Below are 23,414 nucleotides of genomic sequence, written 5' to 3'. Positions count from 1 at the left end.
CCGGGATTTGGCACCGCCATCCCCGGCTTTTCAACAAAACAAACATTAAGGCTAAGCTTTACACGGCAAACAGCCTTAATTATCCCCCAGACCCGGCCTTACATAATATAGCGCCTATATAGGGGTGGCATTTACTCTGGCAAAAAAACAGGTAAATCTCACTTCCGGCATAGTGCACCTATTTTTAAGGCTTTTCATGGTGGATTACTATTATTTTACACGAAATTCACATAAAAAACAGTCCTATTTCACATTTTTCACGAAATAGGACTGACCAGACTGCATTTACTTTGATAAAGTTGCTTTAACCCTGAAATTCAACCTAAATAAAGTAAATAAAGTTCTAAACATTAAATCAGCTATACTTTTTTCTAATATTACAGCGGAAGATCTTTTTTACTAAATCGTATAATCCCAATCCCCATAAGCACAAGACCTACAACATACAATACCGCGCAAGTCGCCCAGGCCTCTGCATCTCCCGCACTCAACCCATCTACATTAAACAGCGTCAGCGGGGTAGCGTATTTCACATTCTCGAATTTCTCTCCAACCTGTGATATCATCTGAACTAATACAGAATAAACCACAACTCCCGTACTAATTGCAGAAGAGTTTTTCGACTCATTGCAGAAACAGGATGCACAGAAACAAGCTCCTCCAAAAAACACCAGAAGTCCCATCAGGCCCACATTCACCCGCAAAAACCCTTTTATATCCATTTCTCCCGGAAACAGTATTTCCCCAACTGTAAGAATTAGTACTGTACAATACACAACCATAACCAGCAGGGTCAGCAGCATGAAGATTCCCTGAGTCAGCACAATTTTACGCCGTTTTTCCGGCACTGCCAGCAAATACGCCATAGAACCGTTATCTACATACTTCGCAACCAGCCTGTTTGCCAGAATAATGATGTAAACCCCTGGAAACGCCACAAGCAGGATTCCATATAAATACCCCGTTACAAACTCCAGCAATGAGGTTCCCACATCAGCCATTCCAAAGGCCGCGAACATTTGGGGCATACTATCCGCCATCATTTTCAGGCTGTCTCCCAGTTTTGGGTCGAACATCATTGTAATCATTACTGAATACATACTGAGCACACCCAAAAATATAACAAGCAATATCCAGTTAGATTTGATCTCTTTTTTTAATAGTGTAGCATTCATTATTTGTCTGCCCCCTCTCCGTAAAAATGCATGAAGAACTCTTCCAGACTCTGGGTGCGGACATCCAGATCTGCAATGGTATACTCACCGGCTTTTTTAATAAAGGAGTCCAGGTTCCTGCCAACCTTTGCCGTCACCATCTTACTCCCTGCCTGGTATCCCGCTTTCGGAAATTCTGCTGCAAAAGCTTCTGCCATAGATGCGTCTTTAAAAGACACTACTATAATCTTCTGTCTGCTTTCTTTTAGTTTCTCCATCTCCTCCACCGCAACCAGACGTCCCTCCCGGATAATTGCCGCACGGTCACAGGTTCGCTCCACTTCTTCAAACATATGGGAGGACATCAGGATCGTCTTCCCTTTTTTCTTCTCGGACAAAACCAGTTCCACAAATCGGTTCTGCATCAATGGGTCCAGCCCGGAAGTCGGTTCATCCAGAATCAGAATCTCTGAACCGGAATCCATAAAGGCGCACACGATTCCGATCTTCTGCTTCATACCTTTTGACATCTTCTTCAGCTTTCCGGACGCATTCAGTTCAAACATCTGCATCAGTTCCTGCGCACGCCCCAGATCTTTCATCTTCTTCATCTTAGCCACGAACTTAATAAACTCCATTCCGTTCATAGAATCAATAAATGCGATCTCTCCCGGTAAATATCCCAGCGACTTCTGAATCTGATCCGCTTCTTTGAAACAGTCCATTCCCCGAATCGACAGTTTTCCGCTGTCCGGTTTAATAAATCCCATTAACTGGCGGATTGTCGTCGTTTTTCCTGCTCCGTTTGGTCCCAGAAATCCCAGGACTTCCCCCTGCTTCACATTGAAACTGACATCAAATACGCCCCGCCCTTTGCCATAATCTTTTGTGATATGGCTGATCTCAATTACGCTCATTCTGATATTCCTCCTTGTATACAAGCCTTCTCATCATGTCTATCCAGCTATTGAATTCCTTTTCCAGCTCATCCAGTACAAACGTCCTGCCTGATATCTGGATACCGTGCGAATAGCCATCAGCCATCCACCGCATCATTTTATATATCCGGTAAGGTTCCACGCCTTCTTTGAACTTATACAGGTCAATATTGCTAAAATAAATCTCATACAATGACTCCTCCAGATTACTGTTCATCCTTTTGACTTCTACCGACACAGCTTCTTTATCTGAATAAAACGCCCTCATGGCAAAATCCATAATAAATGGATTCTTACGCAGCGCCTTCACTTTATTCCATGCCGAATACTCCAATATTTCAAAGAAGTCTGTCAGTTCAAGGAACTTTGCATCAATAATCTGTGCCTGCATCACTTCCGCCAGGTAATTATATATGTACATATACAATTCCTTTTTATTATGAAAATAATAAAATAAAAGCCCCTTTGAGATACCTGCCTTAGCGGCTATCAAATCTGTAGATGCCCGTTTATATTCATTTTTGGCAAACACCTCCATACTTGCATTAATAATGCTCTGCTGCTTTTCTTCCTGAAGTGAATAAAACTTCTCATTCATGGAACACCCCTTTTCTGATTAGCTGTAATAAGTTATCCGGACCGGTTTGACTTCTTCAGTCAAACCTTACTATCAGAATACCGAATTGACTATTTTTTACAACCCCCTGCAGAACTTTTATATGATTTTTAACTTCCCTCTTAATCCGCCTAATTCTGATACTCCTCCTTATATACCATCTTCTTTATCATTTCCATCCAGCTGTTAAATTCCTCCAAAAGCTCATCCATACTGAATTTTTTCCCTGACATCTGTATATCATGAATATATCCATCTCCCATCCATCTCAGCATCTTGTAAACTTTAAAAGGCTCGATCCCGTCTTTAAACTTATAAGTATCCAGATTCCCAAAATACAGCTTAAACATCTCTTCTTCTTGCATAGTATTCACGGTCTTCAGAGAATCCGATACGACTTCATTCTCCGAATAAAACGCCTTCAAAGAAAAGTCCATAATATAAGGATTCTTCTCCAGTATTTCACATTTTCCTCTCCCCGCATAGCTCATCAGTTCAAAAAAATCTGTCAGCTCCAGAAAAGTAGTATCCGCAACCTGTTCCCTCATAACCTCAATCAGACAGTTATAAATATACAAATATAACTCTTTCTTATTATGAAAATAATAAAACAAAAGCCCCTTCGAAATCCCCGCCTTAACCGCAATCAAATCCGTAGAAGCCCTCTTATACTCATTTTTTCCAAACACCTCCATAGCAGCATTAATAATTCTCTGCCGTTTCTCCTCCGGAAGCGCAAAAAACTTCTCATTCATAGACACTGTCCCTCCTTCCAAAGCCCATCCCTATATCTTCCTTCTCTTTCCCTCAAAATCCAAACTTAATCTAATCCCATCCAACTACACACAAAACCCTTACAAATACCAGCCAAACCACGTTGACTCCCCCGGTCAACCTACTCTTCCAGAATACATGATTGACTATTTTTTACAACCCCCATCCGTAAATTTTTATACTGAGAATCAACACCATCCCCCCAACCACATCTCCCCCAGCCATCCCAATCCGCCTCCCCCGTAAATCCCTCCCCAGTGTCCCTCCTACCGGATGCGCCCAGCCTGTCGGGAGTGCGGCTTCTGCGGCAGCGGAAAACTTCCGTGCCCCTTCTGGCAGCATAGAGAGCGCGTTAGTCTCACTTGATAAAAACCACATCGGATTGGAAGGCTAAACTCTGCTCACCAAAGCAGAGTTTAAGGCGGCCTGAGCCGTGCAATTCATCAGAATTGCACGGTGAATGCCGCCGGTGCCTTCCAATCCGATGTGGTTTTTATCTAGTGAGACTTAGCAAACGGACCGCTGCCAGAAGGGGCACGGAAGTTTCCCGCTGCTGCAGAAGCCGCACTCCCGACAGGCGCCCTCCGCCCCCACTCACTCCTGTCATACAAATACATACTTCTCAAGCCGCCCCATTGCCTCTTCCACCAGTTTTTTTGGCAGTGCCAGATTAACACGAATAGACCATGCCCCATAAAACGGCCTTCCGTCCTGCCAGATGACTCCTGCTTCCACCCCAGCTTTTAGTAGTTCATCCAGTGTCTTTCCGTGCTCTTTACACCATGTTTCGCAGTCCAAAAACAGCATATAAGTTCCCTGCGGTTTTGCCAGTGACACGCCTTCAAAATGGCTGGTAATAAATTGATAAGCGTAATCCACATTTTCTCCCAGTACCATCCTGAGTTCATCCGCCCATTCTCTGCCTTCGTCTTTGTAAGCGCCAATCAGCGCATGCATGGACAGGACATTACAGGAATTATAGTGGGAGGCCGAAGCATACTTTGCAAGGCGGTCCCGCAGGTACGGGGTATATATTACATGGTAGGAACCAATCAGCCCCGCCAGGTTAAATGTCTTCGATGGTGCATAGATGCTGATAGTCCTCGCTTTTGCATCCTCCGACACAGACTGCAGCGGTATATGAGTGTGCCCCGGCAGAGTGAGATCTGCCCATATCTCATCAGATATGACAACACAGTCGTACTTTTTATACAGCGCCATGACAGCTTCAAGCTCTTCCCTTTCCCAGACCCTTCCCGTCGGATTATGCGGAGAGCAGAAGATCACGCAATGAACATGGTTATCCCGCAGTTTTCTCTCCATATCCTCAAGATCCATGCGCCATACGCCGTCTCCGTCACGGACTAATCCACTCAGCACCAGCTTTCTTCCGATGCTTTCCACCGTTTTTGTAAACCCAATGTAAGCCGGAGACTGGATAAGAACGGCTTCTCCCGGCGCTGTAAATGCCTGAAGGGCGGATGACACACAGCCCAGAACGCCATTTTCATAGCCGATATCCTCCCGGCTCAGCCCTGTCACACCAAAGCGGTCTTTCTGCCAGTTAATAATACTGTCATAATACGCATCTGACATATCAAAATAACCAAAGTGAGGATGCTTCAGCCTGTCTTCTATTGCTTCAAGTATGGTCGGAAGGGTCGGAAAATTCATATCGGCCACCCACATCGGTATCCGTGTGAATCCGTCCTTTACTTCCACTCCCTCCATTGGGATGCAGTCCACTGCCAGTGCATCATGGCCGGCCCTGTCCATGATCGTCGTAAAATCATATTTCATCTTTTTTCTCTGTCCTTTCTTCTCATCTGGTCCTACGTCCGGTACGTTTTTCTTATGTTCGTTAAGCTGTTTCTATTTTATACCGGTCGTGCCTGCCCGTCAAGCCGCTCCGCATGCTTGTATTTTTCTTCAAACTGATCTAATGGAAGGGACTTGTCTATCAGATAACCCTGGATATAATCGCATCCCATTTTTTCAAAAATGATCATTTTATATCATATATTTTCGACAAGTGAGTAATAAATGCCTGTCGCACTAACCTAATAGGTTTTTTCCTTTCTGATATGCTATTGCTTTTCCTAATTCATTCAGATATAATATGAACAAGATAATTTTTTTGAAATAACGCGTGCTGCATGCTGCCATCTGTCCATAAAGTGAATACGCAATATCATTTCAAAAAGCAGTTAATATCTACAAAGGAGATTTATTCATGGAACTGCAAAACAAACCGGTTTTAAAAGAAACTCCCGGTAATTCTGCAGGAGATACCGCCTGCGGCTATGGCGCGTTTATGGAGACCATTGGCTGCAGTGCCTGCATATATATATATGATAACGATCTGTCTCTCCTGTTTGCAAACAATCAATTTTATAAAAGCACCGGCTATACGAAAGAAGAATTCCTCACCCGCTTCTCCAGTCTCCGCCTGTATCTGAAAAATTACACCACGGAATTCGACAATATAAAAAACTCTGCTTCTGAAGTACTCTGCAAAAAAGAGGCCAGTTTTACAGCAGATTTCCCGCTGCCTTTAAAACAGGGCGGTCATACCTGGAACCGTATTACAGGAACCTTCACAGGCGAAATCTCTGACGGACATCCGGTGATTTCTGCTGTCCTGACCGACATCAGCAGCCTGGTCGCCCAGAGTGAAGAAAAAGTTCAGTATTTTCAATGGATGATGGATAAATATGTGGGCAATGTTTACATAAGTGATATGGACACATATGAACTTCTGTATGTGAACGATGAAGCACTTGAAACTCTGCGGTCCACAAAAGAAAAGGTAAGCGGCCGCAAATGCTATGAAGCGATTCAGGGAAGAACGTCTCCCTGCCCTTTCTGTACAAATGACAGACTGCGCACCGATGAATTTTACGAGTGGGAATTCTACAATCCGGTTCTGAAACGTACCTTTATGATCAAAAACAGACTGATTAACTGGTACGGACACAAAGCACGCATTGAGCTTTCTCACGATATGTACAGTGCAGAGTATAAACTTGCGAAGAAGGATCAGGAACGTGAAACGCTTCTCCGCACGATACCCGGGGGGTTTATGCGTCTGGATGCCAGAGATTTGAGTACGGTTCTCTGGTATGGCGCCGATTTTTTACGAATCATCGGATATACAAAGGAACAGTTTGAAACAGAACTCCATTCTCAGTGTTCTTACATACATCCTGATGACAAAGAGCGTATTCATATTCTCCTGAAAAAGATGCAGCATACCGGCAGAAACACGGTTACAGAGGCAAGGGTAATCACACGCAGCGGCGAGGTAAAGACACAGACATTGACGTTGTACTATGAGGACAGTGAAAGCAGCTGGGATGGGATACCGTCTTTTTACAGCGTATGTATTGATGTAACGGAAGATCGCAGGGAACAGGAACGGCAGCGCAGAGCTCTGGAAGATGCATATCAGACAGCCAAAGTGGCTAACTCTGCAAAAACCAATTTTCTTTCCTCCATGTCACACGATATCCGTACCCCAATGAATGCCATCATGGGCATGGCGGCCATCGCCCAGGCCAATCTTGCCGAACCCGAAAGGGTTCGTGACTGCCTGAATAAGATCAATGTATCCAGCCGACATCTGCTCAGTCTGATCAATGAAGTGCTGGACATGTCCAAAATTGAGAGCGGTAAAATTGATCTGCTTCCAGAAGAAGTAAACCTTCCCGAGCTGATCCAGAATGTATCCGACATGTGCAAACCGCTCATTGCGGAAAAACAGCTGGACTTCAAAATCAGTGTCAGTTATGTCCGGCATGAAAAAGTCATAACAGACGGCGACCGGATGCAGCAGGTTTTGATGAATCTGCTGTCCAATGCTATAAAATATACTCCTGACGGAGGAACCGTCAGCCTCCGGATTAAAGAGATTCCTTCCATCACAGATAAAAAGGGACAGTTTGAATTTATCGTCACGGACGACGGCATCGGAATGCCTGAGGATTTCATCCCGCTTATTTTCGACCCCTTTTCCCGGGCCGAAGATTCCCGCATCAGTAAGATTCAGGGGACTGGTCTCGGAATGGCAATCACGGAAAATATAGTTCGCATGATGAACGGCTCCATTGAAGTAACCAGCCAGATGGAGAAGGGCAGTACGTTCACTGTCACGCTGCAGTTTGAACTGGTTGATGAAGACATTCCCTGTGACGGCGAACTGAAGGGGCTGCCTGTTCTTGTCGTTGATGACGATGAAATCGTATGTGAAAGCGCTACTGCACTTTTAGACGAACTGGGAATGCGGGGATACTGGGTTCTCTCAGGATCAGAAGCTGTCCGGCGGACTGCCGATGCACACAATACCGGCGATGATTTCTTTGCAGTGATCCTGGACTGGAAGATGCCGGAGATGGATGGACTGGAAACATTGAAAGCTATCCGGCAAAACCTGGGGAAAGATGTGCCTGTTATCATTATCTCAGCCTATGATTATTCAGATATAGAAGCAGAATTTCTGAACGCAGGAGCAGATGCCTTTATCACCAAACCGCTGTTTAAGTCCAAGATGCTTCACGTGCTGCAGACATTTTTATCCAGTACAAGGCTGGATACAGTAACCTCCCAGGCAGAAGAGACCCATCCCGGCCTCATTGGGAAACGTGTGCTTCTTGTGGAAGATAACACACTGAACCGGGAGATTGCCACTGAATTGCTTCTGATGCAGCAAATTAAAGTAGAAACCGCCGAAAATGGACAATGCGCGCTTGATATGTTTGAAGCCTCAGAACCAGGTTATTACTCTGCTATCCTGATGGATATCCAGATGCCAGTAATGAACGGATATGATTCCACAAAGGCAATCCGCCGTCTTACCCGGAAGGATGCCTGTAGCGTCCCCATTCTTGCCCTGACTGCAAATGCCTTTACCTCCGATATCGGCAAGGCATACAATGCGGGTATGAATGACCATATTGCAAAGCCTATTGATATAGCCCTTTTAATAGAGACTTTGAAGAGGTATCTCTGCAAGTGATTTTATGTGCAAATCCTATTGTTATATGTTATGATAAGAAAAATGGTCCGCTTGTTAGATTCCTTCCTCCAATGTGGGAGGAGCCCATGGAATATTGCAGCATCATGACACATACAGGAGGTGGATTACATAATGTCTAATTATAACAGCCAGGAACAAACTATATACCGCAGTCTTGCCGGAAAAATACAGCTGGGCTATTACGATGACGGTGAGCGTTTCCCATCTGCCAAAATTATCGCTGAAAAATATCAGGTTTCCTACTGTCCGGCCCAAAGAGCGCTCAAAATGCTGGAGGCAGAAGGGCTTATTAAGCTGAGCCGCGGAAAAGCGACTGTGGTGCTGAGAAAGCCTTTCGATAATTATCTGGAGAGTGATATTTTTAAGCGGCGCTGTAAAGCGCTTCTGGATCTTGTCAGGAGCCTGAAACTAATTTCCCCGGCCATATGTTCACACAGCATCCGGCATATAGAAGATGATTTTGTTTTAGCACAGGCTGCCCGGAATCAGGAAAAGAAAAACAACGGCAAACATCTTTGGATGCAATATGAACAGTCACTCCATTCGCTGGGCAGTCATACAGCGCTTAGCCTGTATTATGATATCAGTGACTTCGCCGGAAGTTCTTTTCTGGATATTCTCCGCCTTAAATATGGGGATGCAGATGCAGAGAAGTTCTTCCAGAGTATAGCAGATGATTATTTATATTACTTTCAAAACGATAAACATATAGAGCCTGAAGTTTCAAAACAGCAGCTTGAAAAACTATCGGAGGCTTTTTCTAATCCTATAGAGAAATATCTTGAGGATATGCCGGCTGTCTCAGAAGAGGCTGACCAGGAAGCGTTCTGCTGGGAACCCCACAAAGGCCGCACACGTTATTGTGATGTCGTGGCAATTGACCTGATATGTAAAATTCACCAGGGAATTTATCCGGCAGGCACTTTGCTGCCGAATATTTCAGTCCTTGCAGATATCTATCATATCTCTGAAATCACTGTCCGGCGCACCATTATGCTGATGAACAAACTCGAAGTAGTAAAAACGATCAACGGTGTTGGAACACGTGTAATTTTTACGGGAGATTTTTCCATCTCCCAAAAGTTTAAGGACTTGACTCTGGATGACAATATGGTAATCTTCCTGGAAGCACTGCAGCTCCTGGCCATCACGGGGGAACAGGTTATGGCGTACACCTTCCCCTATATTCCTGACACCCTGCTGGATGAGATTGCCCGGGCTGCATCGATCCCTGAGAACGAGCGATCCCGGGTTGCCACCGTAAGTGCTGCACTGCAGGCCATTGTCCGCTGCTGTCCGCTGGCCGCAATACGGGAAATCTACAGCAAGCTTACCCATCTGCTTTTAAAAGGCAGTATCCTTCGGCTTGAAACAAACGGAACTGAATCCATCCCCGGCTGGTCCCGGACTGCCGAATCTATCCTGAAGGGCTGCAATTCACGGGATGGTGCCGAGCTGGCATCAGCCTGCCGGCAGCTGTTTGAAAATAACTTTGCTTCAACCAAACAGACGCTATTAGAAATCGGAGTCAGCAAAGCGGAAAGAGTAACCGGCTTTTAACTGAAAATTATTATAAGGGCTGGGAAGTGATCTAAAAAACCACTTTCCAGCCCTCCTTTATATATTTTTCAATTCACCGGTAAACATTTATTTTACATTTATACCAGCCATCTCTCCTGCCGTTCGATTATTTACTTAACAGCTTTCCAGCTCTGCTACTCATTCCACGGCGGCGCTTCCTCCACTTCCTCCGCTGCTTCCGCCTCTCCGACTACTGTAATACTGCCAGGTGCCTTCATTGTACGCACATTGATTCCATTCACTTCGATGTGATCGTCTACCACAATGACCAGACACTGCCTGCCGTCGATCACCCTTGTTTCCACAAGATCCATGCGCTCCGGGTTGACCTTAATTACAACATCCGGGGTTTCAATATTGAACTTTCTCGTCTCAGCAATATTTGCAGCAAGCAGAGAGGCTTTTTCGCCTGCCGTTTCCTCAAAGTTCTTATCGAACTCTTCCATCTTCTCTGACGGAACACCGCTCTTCTCAAATATCTTTTTCACATCAGTCTTATCCAACGCCAGAGGCTCCGGTTCTTCCTTATGTTCGTCTATCATATCATTCAGTGTTTCATGGATATTGCGGACCGTTTCGTAATCCCCATCCTCCCCAAGTGTATCTTCAATCAGCAGCTGGAATGTCTCTTTCTGCGTATCCGCAGACATCGGCATCTGGGCTCCCAGTACATTATCGATCATTTCCTCCTGCAGATCTTCTGACTTTTTAGTATAATACAGGACACCATGAATATCCATATTCCTGTCTGTAAATGCAGGAAATAAAAATCCCTTCTCCGGCATATCCACGATCCAGTCACGGATTCTGTCCTGAATCCGGTTATCCTCCGCATTGTAATAAAGACCTGGCTTTGACAGGCTTACCGGACATATACTGCACAGAAGATATTCGTATACATTATCAGAGGCATCAAACATCTCAAGATTGTCGGATGATTTTCCTGGGATATCATACATAGCATGGATCACAACAATATAATAATTTTCTTCATATATGTAACTGTCAATAATCTTGTCATAAAATTCTTCCAGCAGCATATCGTCCTCCAGCTTGCTGCCCCGAAGCTTCATCAGAAATTCCTGGGTTCCCCCTGGCATCTCCGCATCCAGCGGAAATTCCATATTCAGCATGTTGCGTCCCATTGTACCTGACAGTGTCTTCTTAAAGATATCAAAATATTTAAATGCTTCCTCCTCCGGCAGAGACAGAAAAGCATCTTTAGATTCCATTTTTTTATTTTTTTCGTGGTCTACATAGCATCCGCAGATGCGGGTAATTGCACAATTTGCAGGTGAAAACTGTTTTCTGATTTCCAGTACTTCTTTTTTATTCATTTATCTTCCTTCTTTCTTTTGCTTACTTTACTTTTGTTTCCCTCCGGGGGCCACCGGACAGCTTTCGTCTGATATAAATTATACCTTCCCCGGAATCCGGCCACATAGCATGATATTGTAAATATACTCCACATTATAGCCTTTTCTATTTTACACCGAAATCTCTTTTCAGAAAAGCATTGATTTCTTCTTTTATCTGTGGTAGAGTATGTCTGGTAATTAATTACACTGGTCTGGCTGTTCAAAATATTGTCCTTCTAATTTTATGGCCATACGGCTGGCATTAAATTTAATAAAAGCTTTTTCCTGCCGCCGGGTAGGAATTCAGAAGCATTCGTATTTCATACCGATAGGCCTTAGAAGGTATGAGAGGCGGATGTTTTTTATTTCATAGGAATTGCTTCCTGTGAAATAAAAAAGCCCTACCGGTAGGAGGCATAATACTACAACAACTTTACGGAGGTTTCAAAATGAAAACAGAATCTATTTTCAGGACTTATACGAAATATGTCTCAGCCAATATTCTGGGCATGGTAGGGCTTTCCTGCTACATTCTGGCGGATACTTTTTTTATTGCCCGCGGAGTGGGGCCCGATGGGCTGACAGCTTTAAATCTTGCAATTCCAGCCTACAGTTTCATTAACGGACTGGGGCTGATGATCGGTATGGGGGGCGCCACACGTTATTCTATATCCGGTGGCAACGGCGATGCCGGTTCTAGAAAAACCGTGTTTACCCAGGCGCTCTTTTTTGTTCTGGCACTTGCCGCGGTCTTCTTTTTGATAGGCCTGCTGCTCCCTTATCAGCTTGCCTCCCTCCTGGGCGCAGATGAATCCATACTCCCGCTCACGGGAGTTTATCTTCGCATTCTTCTTATGTTTGCGCCGATGTTTATGCTGAACAACCTGCTCATCTGCTTTGTCCGCAATGACAAAAAACCGCAGCTTTCGATGACAGCCATGCTGGTGGGCAGCCTTTCTAATGTTGTACTGGACTATGTCTTTATCTTTCCGCTGGGAATGGGTATGGCGGGCGCTGCAATTGCCACAGGAGTGGCCCCCGTCGTCAGTATGCTGATTCTCTCCCGCCACTTTCTGCGGAGAGAAAATCAGTTTCATTTCTGCTGCATCAAACCAAGTTTTAAAAGAATCCGGGATATATCCGCCCTGGGTGTTTCTTCTTTAATCGTGGAAGTTTCCTCAGGAGTTGTCATGATCATCTTTAACTTTCTGATCTTAAAGGACAGCGGAAACCTGGGTGTTGCCGCCTATGGGATCCTGGCCAACATCGCCCTTGTACTAATTTCCATATTCACCGGAATCTCCCAGGGAGTTCAGCCCATATTAAGCAGCTGTTTTGGAAAAAAAGAGACTAAGAATGTTAAAAACTTACTGCGCTATGCACTGACTACGTCTATAATTTTCGCCCTTATTTCCTATGGAGTCACATATATTTTCTCCGATGGAATCGTAGAACTGTTTAACAAAGAGCACAACACTGCACTGCATGAAATAGCAGTAAACGGAATGCACATATACTTCACGGCCTTTTTATTCGTTGGCATCAACATCATCTCCGCCGCTTACTTCAGCGCTGTTGACAAACCAGGCCGGGCCTTCCTGATCTCCTGCCTGCGCGGTTTTCTGTTTGTCATCCCTCTGTCCTTTGCATTATCTGCGCTACTGGGTCTCAACGGAATCTGGATGACCGTACCCGCTGCAGAATTCATGACAACAGTGGTGGTTCTTTTGCTTATAAGACGGGGCAACCAGGGAATCAATCAGCGTCCTCCTAAACAAGATACCTAACAAGCAATCTTCTGTATTCAAACTGTATTCCGTAATAGTTTTCCAGCGCAGGAGCGCAGTTTTCTGCTGCTTTCCCTACTATTTCATCAAAGTTTCTCTGAATGACGGAAATGATCTCCGGATTCAGTTTCCCGTTCTCTGCCATATCCTGTATGATGGAAAGCGTCCTTTCCTTAGAAAAGGCTTCTTTGTAGCTTCGTGTTCCAAGAAGTGCACTGACAATATCGGAGGCCGCTACAATCTCCTCCTCTAGTGTCATATCTTTGCCTTCTATTCCTCTCGGATATCCGCTCCCGTCAAGTTTTTCATGATGCCGCAGAGCAATCCGGGACACGTCAGAAGCAACACTTTCTCCAAGTATCCGCTCCGTAATATCTACATGAGTCCTCATAATATTCATAGCCTGGGTACTGAGCTTCCCGGGGAATTCCAGTATCTCCACAGGAATTCCGATTTTTCCGAGATCGTGAAGCATTGCCCCATAACGGATCCGTTCCCGCTTTTCTTCCAGAAAAGCAAATGCATTAGTCCTGACTTCTTCCATGGACTTTCCCTGTCTGAAACTTCTGCTAAATATCTCCATCCTGTCGGCCAGACTAATCATCTGTGCCACTTCCTTAATTCTGGGTTCCAGACGCGGAAGTTCCTTTGCCGGTGTATGATGAAACAGCACCGCTTCGGACCATTCCTTTAAAGGGGAAAGATAACATAAAAAGACATATCCATATATGGAATGTTCCCAGACATCCCCCGTCTCAAACTCAACCATCCTGTCAATCTCTTCTGTTTTATATGCGCCTATATCATGCAATGCAGAAAGAATACAGATATCCTGCTTTTCCTGTCTGGTGTAACTGCCGTCGGCCTCCATCATTCGAGATACAAGGAAAGCCACGCGGATCCCATGATCAATAAGCCTGGTGTCCACTTCATTCAGGGTACGTTGGATTAACCCAACAATGTTATTGCTGTTTATTACCGTATTTGCTCCCATTCCGATTACCTTAACCTTATTCTGCAGGTTCCTTTCTGCGTTATATGATCCGCTCAGGTTCATCACAGCCACTTAAAGATAGGTACAGAATATCACAATCATCCTATTACTTCAATTAATTATCAAACTACTATAGCATGAAAATTAATTTACAGGATAAACTAAAAAATATTCCCAAAGGGCATTCCGGAATCCATGCCCGTCTTGCGGATCTGCAGTACAACTGCAGGATAATAGATTTTTATTTTAATTTACGGAGGTGTAAGTATGGACTATGTATATGAAAAATTTACTTTTAACCCTGAAGAGGCGTTGTCAGATTTCCAGAAATATCTGTATGAACGTGAGAATGCGAGAGCCACAATCTCAAAGTATATGACAGATATTCGAACATTTTATAAATATCTGGATGGTCATTATGAAATAGATAAAAAGTGTATTGTCTCATATAAGGAATGGCTGTATCCCAAATACGAAGCAACAAGCATTAATTCTATGCTGGTGGCATTGAATCAGTTTCTGGATTTTTTCGGTTATGGGAAATGGAAGGTAAAAAGACTGAAAGTACAAAAACAGTTATTTATTCCAGAGGCAAAGGAAATGACAAAGCAGGAATACAAGAGACTCTTAGAGGCTGCAAGGAGCAGGCAGAACTACCAGCTGGCAATGAGCATTGAAACCCTTGCCGCAACGGGGGCAAGAGTAAGTGAGCTTGTATTCTTTACTGTGGAAAGAGTGAAAAAGGGGACGATCGCTATTTCAAATAAAGGAAAGCACAGAACCATATTAATTTCAGATGTGCTGAAAAATAAATTACTATATTATGCTGCCAAAAATGGAATAACCCAGGGCTGTATTTTTATAACCAGAAATGGAAGACCCAAAGACAGAAGTAATTTATGGCGGGAAATGAAAGCGCTCTGGAAAATTTCAAATGTCCAGGAACAGAAAATTTTTCCGCACAATCTAAGACATCTGTTTGCCCGTTCTTATTATAAACTTACAAATGATATCGCAGGACTTGCAGACCTTCTCGGCCATAGCAATATGGATGTGACAAGAATTTATACAGCAAACACAGAACAAAATTACCGAAAGCAGATACAAAGACTGGGACTTGTAGCCTGACAATAAAAAACTCCCTAAATTACTAACAACATAATATTAGTTATGTTGTAAAATCCAGGAAGTCTGTTAATCAGCCATACATATTACAAATATTTTTACCTTTTCTGCAGCTTTGTTGCAGATCCACCCGTAGTATATGGGTTACTGAGTACCCTTTGGGTATACTAATAATCTACCAGTTTTAAAAAGTCATGTCAAGTTTTAGTTTCTAATATGACTCCCTTTAACTCATTAATATCATAATAGTATAAATATCTACAACATAACTAATATTATGTTGTTAAAAGGCTAAGGACGTCTTTTTAACTTTCTTGCCCGTACAACATAACTAATATTATGTTGTACCTTCGCTAATTTGGAAGCACTAGAAAAGAAAGGATAAAAATAAACAATACAAATATTAACACAGCACTGTTTCCTCGCATGACCTATGTTGGTCAGTGTCGGAAAGCAGTGTTCGCTTAGAGTGTCCCTGAACATGAATTTCACCATTCTGACCGGCCCAGCCAACCGGCTAAGAAAAGAACAGGCGCACCTAAGTATAAAAATAATGACGCTGATAATTAATATAGATATCTCTGCGGCTATTAATCCCTCCTAAGTATTAATAGCCGCAGAGAACAAAAGAAAAAGGGAGAATAAAAAAGATGAGCAAAATTAAATACCCATTACATAGCCTTAATCTTTGCAGAAATTGTCTGAATGAAACATTTGGAATGCATTTACAGAGAAAAGATTTATATATTTATTCATATCCCATGAAATGCCGTCGCTGTGGAGAATCGAAAAACATCATTTACAAAGCGCGCTTTCCATACAATCTCGTTCTCCAGTCCAAAATAAATCACATGCCCGAACTAATAACAAAACTAAACTCTAACTAAATATCCATTCCCTCGCAGCCCCATCCACCGCACCGTTTGAGCTCCCTACCGAATAAGGCCCTTCTCTTCCGCCTTGATGAACCAGCCTGCCGTGGAACGGAACGGGGCAGGCGTCCTCCTTCTCCCCTTATTTACTAAGCTCATCAATTGCTCTCAGCTCCGCGTCTGAGAATGTTCTGTTATGTATAATCTCTATATTCTCTGTTATCTGCTCCGGCCTGGAAGCCCCGATCAGTACACTTGTGATATCACTGTCTTTAAGAATCCAGGACAGCGCCATCTGTGCAAGAGTCTGCCCTCTATTTACTGCAATATCATTCAACCCTCTAATCCGCTCAAGCCGTGTTTCAGTCAGGCTGTCTTCCTTCAAAAAACGCGGATCTTTCGCAATGCGGCTGTCCTTCGGAATACCGTGCAGGTATTTATCCGTAAGAAGTCCCTGCGCCAGCGGGCTGAAACAGATAATTCCCAGACCTGTTCTGGACGCTGCTTCTTTTACTCCATCTTCCTCAATTGTTCTGTCAAAAATGGAATATCTTCGCTGGTTAATAATCAGAGGACACTTCAGATCTTTCATGATTTCCATTGCCAGCTCTGTATGTTCTTTATCATAATTGGATATACCCGCGTACAGTGCTTTTCCACTATGCACCGCCTGGGCAAGCGCCATCATGCTCTCCTCCACGGGCGTATCCGGATCCATGCGGTGGTGATAAAAGATATCCACATACTCCAGCCCCATCCGTTTCAGGCTCTGATCCAGACTTGCCAACAGATGCTTTTTGCTGCCAAAATTGCCGTAAGGCCCCTCCCACATATCATATCCGGCCTTCGTGCTGATCACCAGCTCATCTCTGTATACCCCCAGATCTTTCTTCAGAATACGCCCAAAGTTCTCTTCCGCACTGCCCGGAACAGGACCATAGTTATTGGCAAGATCAAAGTGTGTAATTCCATTGTCAAATGCTGTCCGGCATAATGCTCTCATATTCTCGAAATCACAGCTGCTTCCGAAATTATGCCATAACCCAAGTGATACCGCAGGAAGCAAAAGCCCGCTTTTCCCACTGTGCAAATAATGCATTTTTCTGTAACGATCGTCTGATGCTTTGTAATCTACTGACATTATATTCCTCCTGATTCTCATTCATCTGCAGCAAGCTGCAGAATAAGGTATCTGTTTCTTAATTGTATCACACTCCATGGCGCTGGTTCAATTCTCGTTCTATTTTTGGATACTGTTCATCCAGTGTATAAAAGGAGATCAGGACAATGGCTGCTGCCGACAGCAGTAAGGGAATTCCTGCAAAATTCATACGAATCGCAAACAGAGTCTCCGCTCCGCCGGCATTGCCCGCCTGGTAGCCACCCAGTTTCAGCACAAGGGCACAGATGTAGCCGGAACAGGCAACACCCAGTTTTTGTACCAGAGCTATCATAGAAGTCAAAAATCCCTGTGGCCTCACGCCTGTCTTCCACTGGGAATAATCAATGACCTGGGACAGCATGACAAATATCATACCGGTGGCCATAGCCCATCCAATGCTTGCTGCAATGTGAAATATAACCGCCGCCAGCACATTTTTCCCTGCTGCCCAGGTCCCGGCCATTGCCGTGCACCATAGAATATTTCCGCTCCGCACGCAAAACCGCATGCCCTTCTTCCGGGCAATCAACGGCAGTACAAAGGCTACTGCAACCGATGCCAGCGGCATAATTGAAAGAAAAAGAGAGCTTAATTCTTCCTGACCCAGATAGTATTTTGTATAATACAGTGTTCCCTGATTTCTTACCATCATATAGGTAAGGCTTAAAAACTGTACGCCGCAGAGCACCAGCCAGTGCCGGTTATCTTTTGCAGTTTTTAGTGACTGGAGAATTCCCCCCTTTTGCGTCCCCTTCTCAGGTTTCACCCGCTCCACCACATTTACAGCGCATGCAAGAGAGCAGCACAGGAATATCGTCCCAAACAATATTGCTGCAAGCATAAATCCCTGACGCTTACTGTTTCCCAGTTCATTGACAAGCCACAGCGTACATGCAGTCACAAAAATGCCGCCGCAGTTTGCCCCTACATTTTTAAAAAGATTGAAAACAATCCGCTCATCCTGGCTGCTGCTCAGTACTGTCAGCATCGTAGAATACGGAACATTAATAAATGCGTACAGCAGACTGAATAAAACATAAATCATTGCCGCATATAATATTTTCCCCTGTTCCGAAAAGGCAGACGGTGAATAAAATAATGCGCACATCAGAAAACATACCGGCAGTATCCCGGCGGCAAGAAAAGGCCTGCACTTTCCAAAACGGGTATTCGTACGGTCTACGATAAAACCCATCACAGGACTGAATACTGCATCCACCGTCCTCCCCGCCAGCAGGATCATGCCAATCGCCCCCAGATCCAGCTTTGCCGCGTCTGTATAAAAAAACATCAGATAAGTTGAAACAAATGTAAAAATACCATTTCCCGAAAAATCGCCCAGCCCGAAACTAATCTTTTCCAGCTTCGACGGGCCCTTCTTTTTCTGCTCGCTCAATTCTGTCTTCATCGGTTTTCTGGTATCTGCGGTACGGTATTGTTACCGTTACCCTGGTACCCACTCCTTCCTCACTGACAATCTGAAGACCGTATCCGTCCCCATATATTTCCGCGATCCGTTTACTGACGTTTGCCACGCCGATCGTCCGCATTTTCCCTTTAATTTCTTCATCTGAGGCCAGCAGTTCTTCTACCTTTTCCCTGCTCATCCCTATTCCGTCATCCGCCACGCGGATCACCAGACAATCCCGCTCTCTTCGCGCTTCTATGCTGAGCATTCCGGGCTCAATTTTCCCAGCCAGTCCATGAAAAATCGCATTTTCCACGATTGGCTGTATCAGGACATTTGGAACCTCACAGTCCATAACCTCCTCAGCAATCCGATAATCAATCTGAAAACGGTCGGGATACCGGTATTCCTGAATCGTCAGGTAGTTTCTGATGTTCTTCACTTCCTGCCTCATACTGATGTATATACTGTCCTTTTCCACACGCAGGGTATCCTGAAGCAGCGATATGAAAGCATTTGCAAACTTCACAATATCGGTGTCGCCCTTCATCTGAGCCATATATACAATGGAGTTCAGTGTATTATAGATAAAATGCGGATTGATCTGCAGCATAAGCCTGTTGATTTCCATTTCCCGTATATTTTTTTCATGCTCAACTGATTCTTCAAGCAGATTCTGCAGATCCTGCACCATACTGTTAAAAGAATCTCCCAGAATCTCAAGCTCATCATTTGTATTAATATTGACTTCCACATTAAAGTCACCGGTCCGCACTTTCTCAGCTGCAGCATGTAACTGCCCTACCGGCCTGGTAATCCGATTGATAAAATAGTAGATCAGAACAATCAGCAGAATAATCGCGGTGCCAAAGGTCATCATAAACAGCTTCTGCATGGTAGAAAGCTTATTCCTGATCTGATCACTGTACACCTCGGAAACCATGATCCATCCATCCGCAAAACTTCGGTTGCATAAAATCACATTACCGTTATCCAGCCTGTACTTGCCATTCTCATTTGCTGCTATCGTTTCATAAGACAATGTCATTTTTCCACTGCCCAGGATCTTATTTCCCCATCTGTCATAAAGGGCATAGCCCTTCAGCAGGCTGTCATCCAGTTCAGCCTTCGCAATCAGCTCTTTAAAATCCACATGGATGATGAGATCCCCCATAATATCCTGTCCGTTCTGGATGTCTTTAAAGGTCATCACATAACTGATCACATCGCTTTGCCATCCTGCCTGCGAAGAAAGATAAGAATGCAGCGTCGTAAATCCTGAACGTACATCATGCTCCTTAAACTCCTGATACCAGGTCTCCTCCTCTGGTTTAAACTCCTTTTCATACTGATTACTGGAAAATGTTTTTCCATCAGGCGTTATAACCATGACACTGCTCAGATATGGCTGCATATTTGTATAGGAAGAAATGAGCCGCCGTACTTTATCATGGCTGACCAGAGCCGCAAAGCTATCCTTTGTCCTGCTCTGTTTGATGAGATTCTGAAGTTCGGAAAGGATTACGATCTGCTTCGCAACCCCCTCCACGGATTCCTGCACGTACTCCAGCTGATGACTGGTCTGTTCCAGTTTCTGCTGCTCGTCCAGTATTATCTGCTCCTCCATTGTTCCAAACACATTGTGATAAATCACAAAACTGCTGACACTGAAAGTAACAGACATAATCAGCAGCACCGATGCTATCAGCTTAAATTTTAATGTATAGCGCAGTTTCATATGGATATCCTCCCTCTGTGATCATCGCATCCGGCGTGCATATTCACTGGGGCTGATGCCCTCATATTTTTTAAATACATAGCTGAAATACTGGCTGGAAGTAAATCCGGCCTTTTCGTAGACAATCGTAATCCGCTCACCATTGTTTATCATTTCCTTGGCACGTTTAATGCGGTACTCCGTGAGATAATCCACAACCGTCGTCCCGACCTCCTGCTTGAAGCATTTTCTCGTATGCCCCTCGGAGAGCTGAACCGCCTCCGCAATGTCTTGAAGAGAGATATTTTCCGCATAATGCTGCTGTATGTACTCCAGAATCAGAAGCACATTTCTGGAATACTGTTTCTCCTCCTGCTCGCGCAAATGCTTAAATATTTCTGAAACCATATTCTGGGTATACTCCCTTGCCTCACTGGCAGAATAAAATTCATTCTGTGCCGGGATTACATTGGTATCCACTTTTTTGCGTATGGCATATCTTTTAATGACACCATGCAGTTCCTGCACCATTCTGGTAAACTCCTGTATGGTGTAGGCCGCGGCCTCCTCAAATAAACGGTCTATCAGCCCTTCCGCGTCCGACATCTTCTCCGCATCCAGAATTCCAACCAGGTCCGACATGTAAACTTCTGTCTTCCTTTCTGCACTCAGGACATTTTCCACATCACTCTGATGATATACTTTGCCTCTCCCCATACACAGCATGTGCTGTGAGAGCCTGGCAATTCTTCTGTATGCCTGCGGAAGATCTGTAAACTTCCGAAAAACATCTGATATAACAGCGGAGACAGCAATACCCGCACCTTCATATACCCTCAGCATTTTCTGTGCCGATTCCTCCAGCAGCCCTGCACTGTCCGATACCACTTCGTGAATAAAGAAAACCGAAGCCCACAGCTCCTCCGACATTCTGACTGCCCCACGGCACGTAATTCCCTTCGGATATTCCAATTCTTCGAGCCTCATGGCCTCAAAATTGACATGCTCCTCATATGCAGGCTGCAGACGGACAGGATGTATACGTTTTATAACTGTCAGGGCAAACCTGTTTAGAGTGCTGCCTTTATAAATATTTTCCATGCCCTCCGTCAGATCGCATTCACTTTCCAGAAACTGCTTCAGATTATATTCCTGGTATGTATGGACCTGCTTTCGCTCAATCCTGATCTGTTCCATAATACTGCTGATTTCCCTGCTCAAACTCTCCGCAGTCAGCTCATTTTTCAGCAGATAATTGCTTACCCCCAGTTCCATTCCCCGTTTTACATAGTCAAATTCCCGGTAAGAAGTCAGCAGTACAATTATCTGATTTTTATTCTGCTGCAGTATCCGCTCTGCCAGGACCAGCCCATTCATAACCGGCATGCTGATATCCACAAATACAATATCCGGCTGTACTCTCGGAATCTCCTCCAGCGCAGTCGGACCATGAAGAGCTTCCCCCACCACTTTACAGGCAGGAGAAATCTCCTCTGTTAATCTTTTAAAATACTCAATTGCCATTTTCTCGTCATCAACGATGTAAAGCTTTACATAATTATCCATAAGAATTACCTCATTCCCTGTAATTCTACTATTATACCATGAACAATGAGCTCGTGAAATACTCTCGTTACTGTACGCACCCGCAGGGTGTGAACTCTAGTTTAGTAAAATCATATCTCACGATATGAAGTCCTTTCCAGAACCGTACGTGCGGCTTTCCCGCATACGGCTCTTCATAATAACGTTTACAGTTACATGCTACGCATAGAGATTGAAGTATTTCTTGGGATAAGCTAGTGGATAATATTCCAACATCTGCCTGAATCCCTCCCAATTGTAGCTTTTCTTCTGACTTCTGCGGTTCATCCAGCGATATAACAACTGTGTTGTGTAATAGTGATATTTTACCAGTGACTGGATGTTATAGGTCAAACCATAGTACCTGTAATGTCCCAGCAGTTTAAGATTTAGAATCGGCATCAGCACTTTTAGCGGCGTTGTCCGATTATATTTCAGCCACTGTTTCATTTCCTTCAGCTTTGTTGCTATCCGTTTCCCACTGGTCTTTGGTTTTACACAAAACTTTCCTGCTTGATTTTCTCCGCAATAGAATGTAAATCCTAAGAAGTCAAAGGTCTCGGGTTTCCCCTCCCCTCTTCGCTTTCTTCTTTCTTTCGCATATCTCCCGAATTCCAGAAGTCTGCTTTTACTCGTCTCAATCTCTAATCCATATTTACTCAATCGCTTTTGCATCTCTTTGTAGTACCGTTCTGCTTCGTGCTTATGTTCGAAACCCGCCAGGTAATCATCCGCGTAAATTACGAGAAAACTCTTACCTGAACCACGCTTCTCAAAATACGCTTTGTACCACAGTACCAGTACATGGTGCATATAGATATTTGCCAGTATCGGACTGATGATATTTCCCTGAACTGAACCCACCTCATTCGTTTGGTACTTTCCACTTTCCAGCACTCCTGCTTTCAGATATTTCTGTATCAGCCAGAGTATATTGGGGTCTTTGATATAGTACTCCACAAATTCCAGTGTCCATTCATGACTCATATGGTCAAAGAATCCTTTGATATCTGCATCCACAACATAATTGATTCGTTTGCGCACGATACTGATACACAACTCTTTGATTGCCATATGACAGTTCCGGTTTGGCCGAAAGCCATACATATTCTCTTGAAACTTTGGTTCGTACACTGCTTCCAGTATCTTCTTCAATCCTAACTGCACTATCTTATCTTCATAGGACGCTATTCCCAGAGGACGTTTCTTTCCATTTGCTTTTGGAATGTATACCCGCAACGTCGGCTTTGGCTTATAAGCTTTATTCTTTAGCCTTTTCACCAGATTCCTGATGTTTATCCTAAGGTTC

General features: G+C 44.1%; 17 protein-coding genes. 4 read left to right on the top strand and 13 right to left on the bottom strand.

Features of this window, described 5'->3' with window-relative positions; translation table 11 throughout:
* Positions 1–377 precede the first annotated feature (377 nt).
* The 6 genes from HMPREF0240_RS08945 to HMPREF0240_RS25195 form a co-directional block, all read right to left on the bottom strand.
* Positions 378–1,175, bottom strand: coding sequence for an ABC transporter permease subunit (locus tag HMPREF0240_RS08945; RefSeq protein ID WP_009003113.1), 798 nt, complete (start codon positions 1,173–1,175; stop codon positions 378–380).
* A complete protein-coding gene (locus HMPREF0240_RS08940; RefSeq protein ID WP_009003112.1) occupies positions 1,175–2,071 on the bottom strand; it encodes an ABC transporter ATP-binding protein in 897 nt (298 codons plus the stop codon). The genes HMPREF0240_RS08945 and HMPREF0240_RS08940 overlap by 1 nt, the downstream gene beginning before the upstream one ends.
* Positions 2,058–2,690, bottom strand: a complete 633-nt coding sequence (locus HMPREF0240_RS08935; protein WP_009003111.1) for a TetR/AcrR family transcriptional regulator — start codon at positions 2,688–2,690, stop codon at positions 2,058–2,060. Before HMPREF0240_RS08935 ends, HMPREF0240_RS08940 begins: the two co-directional genes overlap by 14 nt.
* A 149-nt stretch (positions 2,691–2,839) precedes the next feature.
* Complete coding sequence (locus HMPREF0240_RS08930; protein ID WP_009003110.1) at positions 2,840–3,463, bottom strand: TetR/AcrR family transcriptional regulator; 624 nt, start codon at positions 3,461–3,463, stop codon at positions 2,840–2,842.
* Positions 3,464–4,085: 622 nt separating this feature from the next.
* On the bottom strand, positions 4,086–5,282 hold the full coding sequence (locus tag HMPREF0240_RS08920) for an aminotransferase class I/II-fold pyridoxal phosphate-dependent enzyme (protein ID WP_009003108.1): 1,197 nt from the start codon (positions 5,280–5,282) through the stop codon (positions 4,086–4,088).
* Between the two features lie 77 nt (positions 5,283–5,359).
* A complete protein-coding gene (locus HMPREF0240_RS25195) occupies positions 5,360–5,491 on the bottom strand; it encodes a hypothetical protein (protein ID WP_278245589.1) in 132 nt (43 codons plus the stop codon).
* 224 nt (positions 5,492–5,715) lie between these two features.
* Between HMPREF0240_RS25195 and HMPREF0240_RS08915 the strand changes: the two genes are divergently transcribed.
* Both HMPREF0240_RS08915 and HMPREF0240_RS08910 read left to right on the top strand, forming a co-directional pair.
* On the top strand, positions 5,716–8,496 hold the full coding sequence (locus HMPREF0240_RS08915) for a response regulator (protein ID WP_347462576.1): 2,781 nt from the start codon (positions 5,716–5,718) through the stop codon (positions 8,494–8,496).
* A 132-nt stretch (positions 8,497–8,628) separates the two neighbouring features.
* Complete coding sequence (locus HMPREF0240_RS08910; protein ID WP_009003106.1) at positions 8,629–10,077, top strand: GntR family transcriptional regulator; 1,449 nt, start codon at positions 8,629–8,631, stop codon at positions 10,075–10,077.
* A gap of 155 nt (positions 10,078–10,232) precedes the next feature.
* On the opposite strand, the gene HMPREF0240_RS08905 is transcribed toward HMPREF0240_RS08910, so the two are convergent.
* Positions 10,233–11,435, bottom strand: coding sequence for a DUF4317 domain-containing protein (locus HMPREF0240_RS08905; protein WP_009003105.1), 1,203 nt, complete (start codon positions 11,433–11,435; stop codon positions 10,233–10,235).
* A 470-nt stretch (positions 11,436–11,905) separates the two neighbouring features.
* Between HMPREF0240_RS08905 and HMPREF0240_RS08895 the strand changes: the two genes are divergently transcribed.
* Positions 11,906–13,243, top strand: coding sequence for an MATE family efflux transporter (locus tag HMPREF0240_RS08895; RefSeq protein WP_009003104.1), 1,338 nt, complete (start codon positions 11,906–11,908; stop codon positions 13,241–13,243).
* On the opposite strand, the gene HMPREF0240_RS08890 is transcribed toward HMPREF0240_RS08895, so the two are convergent.
* Entirely contained in the window at positions 13,227–14,300 is a 1,074-nt protein-coding gene (locus tag HMPREF0240_RS08890; RefSeq protein WP_347462575.1) for an HD domain-containing phosphohydrolase, read from the bottom strand. The genes HMPREF0240_RS08895 and HMPREF0240_RS08890 overlap by 17 nt on opposite strands.
* A gap of 204 nt (positions 14,301–14,504) precedes the next feature.
* On the opposite strand from HMPREF0240_RS08890, the gene HMPREF0240_RS08885 reads away from it, so the two are divergent.
* Entirely contained in the window at positions 14,505–15,365 is an 861-nt protein-coding gene (locus HMPREF0240_RS08885) for a tyrosine-type recombinase/integrase (RefSeq protein WP_009003102.1), read from the top strand.
* Between the two features lie 1,011 nt (positions 15,366–16,376).
* Here HMPREF0240_RS08885 and mgrA read toward each other — a convergent pair.
* The 5 genes from mgrA to ltrA form a co-directional block, all read right to left on the bottom strand.
* Entirely contained in the window at positions 16,377–17,375 is a 999-nt protein-coding gene (gene mgrA, locus HMPREF0240_RS08880; protein WP_009003101.1) for an L-glyceraldehyde 3-phosphate reductase, read from the bottom strand.
* Positions 17,376–17,442: 67 nt separating this feature from the next.
* A complete protein-coding gene (locus HMPREF0240_RS08875) occupies positions 17,443–18,804 on the bottom strand; it encodes a glycoside-pentoside-hexuronide (GPH):cation symporter (RefSeq protein WP_009003100.1) in 1,362 nt (453 codons plus the stop codon).
* A complete protein-coding gene (locus HMPREF0240_RS08870) occupies positions 18,746–20,542 on the bottom strand; it encodes a histidine kinase (protein WP_035312810.1) in 1,797 nt (598 codons plus the stop codon). The genes HMPREF0240_RS08875 and HMPREF0240_RS08870 overlap by 59 nt, the downstream gene beginning before the upstream one ends.
* A gap of 21 nt (positions 20,543–20,563) precedes the next feature.
* Entirely contained in the window at positions 20,564–22,087 is a 1,524-nt protein-coding gene (locus tag HMPREF0240_RS08865; RefSeq protein ID WP_009003098.1) for a helix-turn-helix domain-containing protein, read from the bottom strand.
* Positions 22,088–22,285: 198 nt separating this feature from the next.
* On the bottom strand, positions 22,286–23,414 hold a 1,129-nt coding region (gene ltrA / locus HMPREF0240_RS08860), incomplete at its 5' end, for a group II intron reverse transcriptase/maturase (protein WP_083806153.1).

Source organism: Clostridium sp. D5 (assembly GCF_000190355.1).
Taxonomy (GTDB): Bacteria; Bacillota; Clostridia; order Lachnospirales; family Lachnospiraceae; genus Faecalicatena; species Faecalicatena fissicatena_A.
The sequence above is the reverse complement of the archived record's forward strand: the minus strand, read 5'-3'. Positions and strand labels throughout refer to the sequence as shown.